Origin of the sequence: Vogesella fluminis (assembly GCF_014652335.1) — a bacterium.
GTDB lineage: Bacteria > Pseudomonadota > Gammaproteobacteria > Burkholderiales > Chromobacteriaceae > Vogesella > Vogesella fluminis.
Window position 1 is genome coordinate 1 of sequence record NZ_BMYP01000059.1, and the last position, 9,948, is coordinate 9,948.

General features: G+C 55.8%; 8 protein-coding genes. 5 read left to right on the top strand and 3 right to left on the bottom strand.

Annotated features, from left to right (window positions below; all coding sequences use genetic code 11):
• The 3 genes from IE083_RS14595 to ychF all read right to left on the bottom strand — a co-directional run.
• Nucleotides 1-563, bottom strand: a 563-nt coding sequence (locus IE083_RS14595; RefSeq protein WP_189354769.1) for a hypothetical protein, incomplete at its 3' end; no start/stop codon positions are given.
• Nucleotides 541-1,737, bottom strand: coding sequence for a tyrosine-type recombinase/integrase (locus tag IE083_RS14600; protein WP_189354770.1), 1,197 nt, complete (start codon nt 1,735-1,737; stop codon nt 541-543). The genes IE083_RS14600 and IE083_RS14595, both read right to left, overlap by 23 nt.
• Nucleotides 1,738-1,958: 221 nt before the next feature.
• Nucleotides 1,959-3,050: a redox-regulated ATPase YchF gene (gene ychF, locus IE083_RS14605; protein WP_189354771.1), complete on the bottom strand. Its 1,092-nt coding sequence runs from the start codon at nt 3,048-3,050 to the stop codon at nt 1,959-1,961.
• 163 nt (nt 3,051-3,213) lie between these two features.
• Here ychF and IE083_RS14610 point away from each other — a divergent pair, with 163 nt between their 5' ends.
• From IE083_RS14610 to IE083_RS14630, 5 genes are all read left to right on the top strand, one after another.
• Nucleotides 3,214-4,467, top strand: coding sequence for a tyrosine-type recombinase/integrase (locus IE083_RS14610; RefSeq protein WP_189354772.1), 1,254 nt, complete (start codon nt 3,214-3,216; stop codon nt 4,465-4,467).
• 589 nt (nt 4,468-5,056) lie between these two features.
• Nucleotides 5,057-6,871 carry a tetratricopeptide repeat protein gene (locus IE083_RS14615; RefSeq protein WP_189354773.1) on the top strand — a complete coding sequence of 605 codons (1,815 nt, stop codon included), beginning with the start codon at nt 5,057-5,059 and terminating at the stop codon, nt 6,869-6,871.
• Nucleotides 6,872-7,038: 167 nt separating this feature from the next.
• Complete coding sequence (locus tag IE083_RS14620) at nt 7,039-7,671, top strand: hypothetical protein (protein ID WP_189354774.1); 633 nt, start codon at nt 7,039-7,041, stop codon at nt 7,669-7,671.
• A gap of 120 nt (nt 7,672-7,791) precedes the next feature.
• Nucleotides 7,792-8,664: a hypothetical protein gene (locus IE083_RS14625; protein ID WP_189354775.1), complete on the top strand. Its 873-nt coding sequence runs from the start codon at nt 7,792-7,794 to the stop codon at nt 8,662-8,664.
• 799 nt (nt 8,665-9,463) lie between these two features.
• Nucleotides 9,464-9,948, top strand: a 485-nt coding sequence (locus tag IE083_RS14630; RefSeq protein ID WP_189354776.1) for a hypothetical protein, incomplete at its 3' end; no start/stop codon positions are given.

Genomic DNA, 9,948 nt, shown 5'->3' on the forward strand with positions numbered 1-9,948 from the left:
CGGACAATTTGGCAGTTTCCCGCCAATGGTCCGTTTACACAAAATTCTGCACACCCTCTGATTTTCTGAAAGTCATTATTGATTTTGCAGGCAACTCCCAACTTGCCCAGTTGATTCAGCAAGCTCACGCCTTGTAGTCGTAGCAAAAGCCGCTCAGATGAGCTGGTAGACGTCTGCCTCATCCTGCCTATCAGCTCATCAACTTGGGCAGCCAGCTGTCGCATCAGTTTCTTTTGCTGTTGCAAAGGCATCCTGTGTTGAAAGGCATCATCGAGCAGCAGCTCATCTATTTCCGAAAGCAGCGCAATGCTATTGGCAACCCGGCGATAACTGTCGGCTAATTTTTCAAGCTTGCGTGTCCTTGGGCTGTGTGTCTCCACCGAACAGTTGTTAGTGCCGAAGAGGGTGAGTTCAGCTAACTTCTCAAAGAAGTTCGACTGAATTTCGTGTGGCAGCGCCTTGAAATCGCGATGTTGCTGAATTTTTGCAATCAGGCGCTCCCTGAATAGTGAGCGTCCTGCCTCCGTGTCGGGCAGGTACTCACTGTGTTCTACTGACTTCACCTGTGCTCTCCCGCTTCCAGATTTCGAGCTTGTCTGCCCAAGCCTGCATCATGTCCCGCCGCTCTTCGAGGTAGGTGGCATGGTTATAGGTGCGGCGTACCGAGTTGGGTTCCGCATGGGCAAGCTGCGCTTCGATGGCGTCGGCGCGGTAGCCCATCTCGTTCAGACGGGTGCTGCCTGTGGTTCTGGTGCCGTGTGGGCTGTAGGTGCCGCTCCAGCCCAGCACCTTGAGCGCCTGCCGGATCGAATGCACCGACATCGGCCTGTTGCGGTCATCCCTGCCGGGAAAGAGGTGCGTCCGGTCGCCGCTGATGGCGTGCAGGCGTCGTAACATCTCTATGGCCTGCGTTGGCAACGGCACTACATGTTCACGGCGGGCTTTCATGCGCCGGGCTGGGATCGTCCAAAGCGCGGCATCGAGATCGAATTCAGCCCATTCCGCTTCTGCCGCTTCGCTGGGACGCGCCAGTGTCCACCACATCAACTGGATGCAGAAATTGACCTGATAGCCGCAACGATGGTTGTCGAAGTCGTTGAGCAGCTTGCCGATCTGCGCGGTGGTCAGTGCCGTCTTGTGTTGCGTCTTGTTGGCGGGCAACGCCTTGCGGACGGGCCAGACGGGATCGTTGTCTGCCCGCAAGGTGGCGACGGCCAACTCGAAGATGCCGGACATGGTGCGCTTGGCTTCGGCGGCGACGGTCGGTGCACCGCGCTTCACAGTCTTGGTGAGGATGTCGAGGACATGCGCCGGGGTGATGTCGCGCACCGGGAGCTTGCCGATGCTGGGGAAGACCACCCGTTCCAGCATGTCCAGGCGGCGTTTCTTGGTGATGTCTTCCCAGTCCCGCAGGGCCAGCCATTCCTTGGCAACAGCCTCGAAGGTGTTGGCGGAATCCTGTTCGCGCTTGAGGCGCTCAAGCTGCCGATGCTGGACGGGGTTGATGCCTTGCTTGACCAGCTTCCGCGCTTCCTCGCACTTGTCCCGCGCTTCGGCAAGGCTAACGGTGGGGTAGTCGCCCAGCGCGAACCACGACCCCTTGCCGCCCAGCTTGAAGCGGTAGCGCCAAGCCTTCACCCCATTGGGCTTCACTTCGAGGTAAAGGCCGCGAAGGTCATTCAGGCGGTAGAGCTGCTCCTTCGGTTTGGCAGCACGGCAGTGGGCATCTGTAAGCACGGTGTCACGAGATCGGCAATGAGGAACGACAGGAGGATCATATACACCTTCTATCGCCCCGTCCAATTTTCGCATACACCAGCGTAGTCACTTTACGCGAGCAAGGCCGAGCAATCCCATGCAATCCATGGAAACGAAAAACCCCGGAATTTCCGGGGTTCTAGCGCTGCTTTCTGGGTTCTAAGCAATCTTGTGAAATGCTGAGAAATGGCTCTCTAGGGTCAGACGTTGAACAGGAAATTCAGTACGTCGCCGTCCTGCACCACGTAGTCCTTGCCTTCGGCGCGCATCTTGCCGGCTTCCTTCGCCTTCGCCTCGCCGCCGTAGGCGACGAAATCGGCGTAGGAGATGGTCTGCGCGCGGATGAAGCCGCGTTCGAAGTCGGTGTGGATCACGCCGGCCGCCTGCGGCGCAGTGTCGCCGACGTGGATGGTCCAGGCGCGCACTTCCTTCACCCCGGCGGTGAAGTAGGTCTGCAGCCCCAGCAATTTGTAGCCGGTACGGATCAGGCGGTTGAGGCCCGGCTCTTCCAGGCCCATGTCGGCGAGGAATTCCGCCTTGTCGGCGTCGTCGAGATCGGCGATTTCGCTCTCGATGGCGGCGCACAGTGCCACCACCGGCGCGCCTTCGGCTGCGGCCAGCTCCTTCAGCTTGTCCAGATGCGGGTTGTTGTCGAAGCCGTCTTCCGCCACGTTGGCGACATACATCGCCGGCTTGATGGTCAGCAGGCACAGCGGCTTGAGCAGGGCCAGTTCGTCCGCGTCCAGCTTCATGCTGCGTACCGGTTTGCCTTCGTTCAGGTGCGGCATCAGTTTTTCCAGCAGCGCCACCAGCTTCTGCGCGTCCTTGTCACCGGCACGGGCTTTCTTGCCGTCGCGGACGATGGCCTTTTCCACCGCCGACATGTCGGCCAGTGCCAGTTCGGTGCCGATGGTTTCCAGGTCGGCGATCGGATCGACACGGCCGGCAACGTGCACCACGTTGTCGTCGTCGAAGCAGCGCACCACGTTGACGATGGCGTCGGTCTCACGGATGTTGGCCAGGAACTTGTTGCCCAGGCCCTCGCCCTTGGAGGCGCCAGCCACCAGGCCGGCGATGTCGACGAATTCGACGATGGCCGGCTGGGTCTTCTGCGGGTTGACGATCTTGCACAGCTCGTCCAGGCGCGGATCCGGTACTTCCACGATGCCGACGTTGGGCTCGATGGTGCAGAACGGATAGTTGGCCGCTTCGATACCGGCCTTGGTCAGTGCATTGAACAGGGTGGACTTGCCGACGTTGGGCAGACCGACGATACCGCATTTCAGACTCATGGGAATTCCTTGCAATTCAATAACTTGCAACTCAAAGGCGCGAGTATCGCAAACCAATGAGCTCTGTTGTGGTTAACCAGCCCGTTCGCAAAAACCGCTGACCATGAGGGCCTGGCTGACGGCGTTTCGCAAAATCTATGCTTTTGGCTGACTAAATTTAGCCATGATTGTAACACTTACCGACAGATTTCTTGACCGCTTAACGTTCGCCACCGACAAACCGCGGCGCTATCACGACCGCGTGCTGTCAGGCCTGATGCTGCTAGTCGGAAAGCGCACCAAGACCTTCTACTTACAAACGACATGCAATGGCAAACAAATCAAATATGCCATCGGACGCTACCCCGTCATCCAAACAGATGAGGCGCGCACGGAAGCACTTTCTTTACTTAAGGATGTCCGAAATGGCATTCCGCCGGTCACTCGCCGAGCCATTTCCAAGTCGGTGCCCACCCTGTCAGAAGCACTCGAACTCTACTTGGCGGCCAAACAACTCAAACCCAAATCAGTCAGCAGTTATCGGACCATCATTCGCGTGCACTTCAAAGAGTTTGCGGACATGCCGTTCACCGCCCTGGGGGAGTTGAGTTTCGCCCAGCACTGGGAGGGCTTGCTAAAGTCCCTAGGAGCATCCGTAGCCAACACGTGCCGGGCGGTCATCAACGCCCTCATCAGCTACGTGACTGCCATTTTTGGGCTGACCATCCACAACCATGTTCGCCGCCTCGCCGCGGCGGGGTTGAAGCCCAAAAAAGTACAAAGCCGCAATACGATTGTCGACGACAAGCAGCAGCCCGCCTGGTACCGCGCGGTGGTGAAAACCCCGCCCCAGTACGCCATCTATCTGCTATTGATGGCTCTGACCGGCCTGCGCCTACGCGAAGGTCTGAACTTACACTGGGAGGACGTCAACTTTGAGACGTCATCGCTGTTTATTCGTCAGACCAAGAATGGCAACCCCTACGCCATCCCCATCGGCAAGCGACTTTGTACGCTGCTACATGCTTACAAGCAGGCACGGCCAGACAGCCTTACCCAGCCTGGCATGAAGCTCTTTGATGCGGTCAGCGCCAACCATACAAACGCGATTGCCATCCGCCGGGGGGCTCCGCGCTTCAGCATCCATGATTTGCGCCGCGGCTTTGTGACAACAGGTACCAAGTTGGGCATTTCGCGCGCCGTGATAAAGCGCTTGGTCAATCACAGTGCCCGAGACGTCACAGAAGCCCACTACATCGTGCTGACGAATGACGATGTTAGAGATGAAATGCAAAAAATCGAAGACCGCTTAACACTGCAATGGAAATCTGGCCTGGAAACCCAAGGCTATTTGGAAGATTTTCAGCTTCAGAAGCTCAAGAGTGGCAAGCCTGGTAAAAGCCGCTCACTTGGCAACACGCCCCCTCCGCAGTCGTAACCTGGCGAGCGTCCAACCACCACTACCGACCGTCATCAGCTTATGGCTGCCCTCTTCTGACCAGGCGCCATAAGGGATGTGCTCATACGTCTTCGAGTAGCCAGTCGGCATCACCATAGCAGCTCCCCTTGTGTGGGACGGTGCCGCCAATCTTGAACTCATGCGGGACACCGAATGCGTCTCCCGTCAGAGCCGCATCGACGTGGCCGCCTGCCAGGGGGCGGGCAGTCGAGTAATCAGCTGTAGCATGTCCTCTCCACCGACTTTCACTCGGTTGGCACAATGCTCAGATGCGTGGGCCGAGGGCGGGACACTACTGTTGTGGAGTCCGCCTTGAAGACCCGCGGCAATCCCCTCGTGTAGCCTGACCCTCGCGGCAGGTTGACGGTCTCTGCGATTGGCTCACTGCCGAAGCACCTAGTCTTGCGGAATGACTAAAAAAGCTTGAAAATTCCAACGTAATTTTGAGCAGATGGCCTAACTGATAGCAATTTTGTTCGGTAAGCGTTTCCTTGACGCCCAAGGCTAAGAACCACCTAACAGGCTTCGGTACACAGCATTTCCGAAAAATCCGGACATAGAGACGTACATGAATAAGAAAACTCTCACCGCTTCCTTTCCCGCTGTCCTACTAGTAGCGCACGGCCATGCTCATGCCGCCAATCTAATTGATGATTGCACCAGCCTCGTCAACTCCCAGCAATACGCCAAAGCTGAAGCGGTCGGGCGCCTGGCTGTCCAGCGGACTGGTGCTTTCGAAGCCTTCATGTGTCTTGGCAAGGCCCAGCATAATCAAGGCAAAACCAAGGATGCGCTCCAGAACTTCCTGGCTGCTGACAAGATTGGTCGAGAAGACTGGCAGATAGCTACCGCCGCCAATTGGCTCGGCAATGCATACAGCGCTCTTGGTGATAATGACAAGGCACTAGAGCACCACAACAGGGATTTGGCCATAGTCAGGCGCCAGGGCGACCAGGCAAGGGAGGCAACCGCTCTCAACAATGTCGCCCTTATCTATGACAATAAGGGGGATTTGGACACGGCGCTGCGCTACTACGAAGAGTCGCTGCGGATTCGCCCCAATGAAGAGGGGAAATCCACCGTACTCAACAACATCGCCCTGCTGCTCAACAAGAAGGGAAACAAAACACTCGCCATTTCCCGCCTGGAAGAGGCCGTGGCACTGGACCGCCGTCTGGGTAATCACCATTCGCTTGGACAGACCCTGAAAAACATTGGAGGGTTGAGGCGTCAAGCAGGTGACTTTGAAGGAGCGGCAACTAATCTGACAGAGGGTCTCACCTACCTGCGCCAGGTTGGTGACAAGGCCTGGGAGGCCTCCGGTTTAGACGAATGGGCACGGCTCAAGGAGGCACAGGGAGAGCTATCCGAGGCTAGGATGGTCTGGAGCAAGGCAGCCAGCTTATACCGCTCCATAGGTAACACCAATGATGCCAATAGCAGCGAAGCCCGGAGCCAGTTCCTTGCTTCCGCCAAGGGCTGCGAAGAATTTCGAAAAGACAAACCTGCTCAGGCCCTCTCTATCGCAGGCGCAACTTTAAAAAAATCGCCCAACGATGCCGAAGCCTGGCTCTGTCTGGGCAAAATCCACCACAACGAAAAGAAATACGCCGAAGCAGCCAAGGCATTTGAGCAGGCGATTCGACTCTCACCTAACAAGGCAGTCAAGGCCGATGCGCTGGACTGGGCAGGATGGGCATACCGCTACAGCGAGGACACAGCCAACGCCAAGAGGAGCTCGCTTCAGGCCGCGACACTTGCCCGAGAGGTCGGCGCGGCAACCAACGAAGCATCGAGCCTAGAGAACCTCATTATTTACGAGCGCGACGATACTCAAGGGAACAAACAAAAGATGTCCGAGTATTGCATGGCATTAGATGTCATCCCCCAAGAAGTTTCTCTCTACGGCTGGACTTGGCAGAGTTGTGGCCAACTTAGCGTTGGGTCAAAAGACTGGCCAACGGCAGTGCGACATTACAAAAAGGCCGTCAAGACCTATGCCGCAAACAAGGAACCGTTTGACGAAGGTACCGCCAGAATCAAACTCGGTGAATACCAAGTCTATAAGGCCTCCTACGACCAAGCTCGGGCAAATACGCTACAGGGTCTCAAGATGCTCGGTGAACAGCAGCCGCCATTGGCACCGGAGAAGCTTGCCGCCTGGAAACGGTATGCCAACACCATCCTCGGTGATATTTCTGGCTTGGAAAGCAAGCCTGAAGAGGCCAAAGCCAACTACCGGATTGCCCTGGATGCTGCTCGTGTGGAGAACTCTGCTGATGAAATCAGCTACCTGACGAAGAAGTTGGCCGAATTAGAGACCCAGACCTCTGCATCTGCAGCTGCTGCACCAGGGACGGCCTCCCCTGTCACCAAACAATAGGACGAGTAACACGTCCAGGCCGTGGTTACCAGCGCCGCCTCCGGAAAGCTTCATCCGCCGCATTGATGGTGGGGATGTTGTGCCAGGTTCCCCTCCTTAGCGTGAGGGTGTGGGTGCTGCCTTGGTTATTTGTGCTTTCCCTCTTATCTGAATTTTTGCGGCTAACTATGAAGATGAATAAAAAACCTCTCGGCTACTTCACCGCCCTAGGCGTAATGACACTCTTAATGGCTTGCACCGATAATGCACCTAATGACAAGCTAACCTATGAAACCATATTGCCGTATGCCAAAAACGATGAAATGAAGGGGCTAGTTGTCGATGACTTTAAGAAAGAGAATGGCTGGCAAGACACTTCAGCGGTCAATACGTATAACGTTAGATATAACTACAATCTAAAGTTAACTAAGCCTCTCCCTGAAGTTGTCCTAGGACGTGCTAATGAACTTATGGATACGGTCCGACAAAGTCATAAAGACCCTGGATTTATGGGGATTTCTGCCTTACAAACGGACCTCAACATTTCCACGGGAGCCTATAACTGGATTGCCCCTCAAAAGGAAACATTCCCGGCCAGAAGAGATGCTTTTTTGCTTAAATGCAAGCCTTGCACTAATTTTCTTTCAAAGGGTAGCAAGGATGAAACAGAACTTCGTTGGAATACTTTTATCGTAGCTTGGGCGGAATTAGAGGAACTAGGATTTAGTGACGCTGCCATTACTGGAAATAAGGTTCCCCGGCAAGCTTGGTCAGGTTTTATGAAAACTGAAAATGGATGGAGACCCATCGTACCTCAGTAGACAACGAGCCTACAATCAAAGAAAAACCTTCTATTCATTAAATAGAAAGTTTTTATCACCTTAAAAAATAAAAAATATCTAAAAAATGCTCGACACTCTAAAATTAATGAGGTACTCATCGTGAAACGCTATATTGTTGGTCTGGTTCTGGGTCTGGCAGCGCATGTGGCGGTCGCCGACGCGGTGGTATCCGATGCGGCGCAGGGTGCCGTCGTGGCAGTTGGTGAGGCGGCTCCGCTGCCGGCCGGTGTCATTACCGAGCAGCATCCGCTGAAGAAAGCGTACGTGGAGAAGGCTGGTACCGGCGCTTTGCTGTTCCGCCCCAGCGAAAACATGCCGGAAATCGTGCACGAAGACATGCTGCGCGGTGCAGCCGAGAATGGTAAAACACCGGAAATGGTGTCGCAGTTCATCGGTTACCTGCCAAAACTGACCGTTCTGCCTTGCGCCAAAGGTTGTGAAGGCGCCGATTATGAAGCCGCGGTAAAGAGCTTCCTCAAGGGCTACCAGGGTAACGGCAAGCACTTCAAGGAGCGTGGCGAGATGAAGGTTCAGGTTCGTTGGTTCCACCACCGACCATGGTACCTGCGCCACGTCCCGTACGGTGAGGACATCTTCGGCGTGTCCTTCATCATGGAAGGCAAGCTGGTGTCGCTCGGTCGCAGTTCCGGCATCGGTATTGGCGTCACCACCAAGAACCTCGCGAGTCCGCTGGGCGCGCGGCTCGCCGCAGAGCTGGCCTTTACCGCCGGGCTGGGTCTGAAGCCGACGTTCCTGCGTGAAATGGAGGAAGGCACTGTTCGCAAAGTCGCAGTTGCCATGGGGGAGTTCGACTCGGCCGTGACCTCGGCGCTGGGTAGTGAGAATGTGCGCTCGCGTATCGAACCGGTGCCGGCTGGTGACGAGTACAAAGCGCTGCTGCCGGCGGTCGACGGTATCCTGCCGGGTGAGATTGCCCCGATTAGCGCCGTTCGTTACTACTTCGGTTTGTAAGCCCGTATCGCCGCCACCCACTCGGCTTGCTACCACCACGCCACCCCTAGGGGTGGCGTTTTTTATGGGTGGCGCAGGGAAACATCGGAGATAGTGCAGCAACTGCTCCCCTGGCCCTCAGCCGAAGCGACCGCTCGGCAATATCATAAATTGAGCAGCTGCTTCTAGGCATCGAGTTCGCCGAAACGGGAGACCACAATCCCTGCTCAGCGGTCGCTCCCGAATAAATAGCATACCGTCTGCTTTGGCAGAGTTGTGTGAATTGGCTATCCGGCAGATTTTAGAGCGCAGCGGTCATTAAGATGACAGCTTTGCGACAAGGGCGACGGTCCGCTCCTGGCCGACAGCAATCATGCCATCTCACCGGCATAAAAGCCTGCTTTTGGCCGAGCTCAGCTGGCTACAATTCAGAGTCATGGCGACAGCAGAACAGCCAATTTCGGTCACAGCCTGCATGGGGTGCCAGCGGTGGCCAACGTGGACGGCACAAGTTGTCAGAAACATCGGAATATGTACATCAGCAACATCAAGCACCGGCTGCATCCGATTGACAGCACTTGGGTAAGAGGCCGAATGCCTTGTCTGCCCTACTCTCCGTGGACAACAGGTCAAGCACTAAGCCCGGAACGACACGGGTCAAACGTATCAAGAGCCAGGTAAGCAGCTCAATCTCCAAGTTGTGCGGCCTCATCCCCCTTGCGCCACGCTATACAGAGTGCGAGCAGATTAATGCCTGCATTTTTTTCTACCGGGCTCTACCTGCACCACGGTCTCCTTCCAATTTCAAGGGAGAGGCAAAGTGAACAAGAAAAAACATGAAAAAACAGAAGGTTACAATTTTTGCAGGTATTTCACTCCGGCGTCTCTAACAGCCTCGCAGACGCCGAAAGAGAAGAAAAAGCGGGCCAATGGAAGGCTCATGCCCCCTCTTACTTACCAACGTCTACTGGATGAACAAACTCGAAAAATTCAACTGGAGGGCCTGAACGAACAAACGGCCGCCAACCGAGCAACGGCCCTGCGCAACTTCCTTCGCGCAAACAAAATGCGCCTCGATGATGTCGTCGGCGATGAAATGCGCCTCAAGCACCCAGAAGCCACTGAGCGGCTTGTTCACATGCTTGAAGCGGAAGGACGCTCGCCACGCTCCATCTCAAACACCCGTGCCGCCTTTCGCCCATGGCGCGACGCCGTTATCGAGCACGACACTGCACAGGCGTTGGCTGCGGAGAAAGGTACGCCGTTCGTCCAGGCTCTCATTAGTGTCATGGCGGACTCTCCTGA

Bases quoted from the DNA above. Each gene is read 5' to 3' on its own strand.
- ychF (WP_189354771.1), bottom strand. From the start codon at position 3,050: ATGAGTCTGAAATGCGGTATCGTCGGTCTGCCCAACGTCGGCAAGTCC.
- IE083_RS14610 (WP_189354772.1), top strand. From the start codon at position 3,214: ATGATTGTAACACTTACCGACAGATTTCTTGACCGCTTAACGTTCGCC.
- IE083_RS14615 (WP_189354773.1), top strand. From the start codon at position 5,057: ATGAATAAGAAAACTCTCACCGCTTCCTTTCCCGCTGTCCTACTAGTA.
- IE083_RS14620 (WP_189354774.1), top strand. From the start codon at position 7,039: ATGAAGATGAATAAAAAACCTCTCGGCTACTTCACCGCCCTAGGCGTA.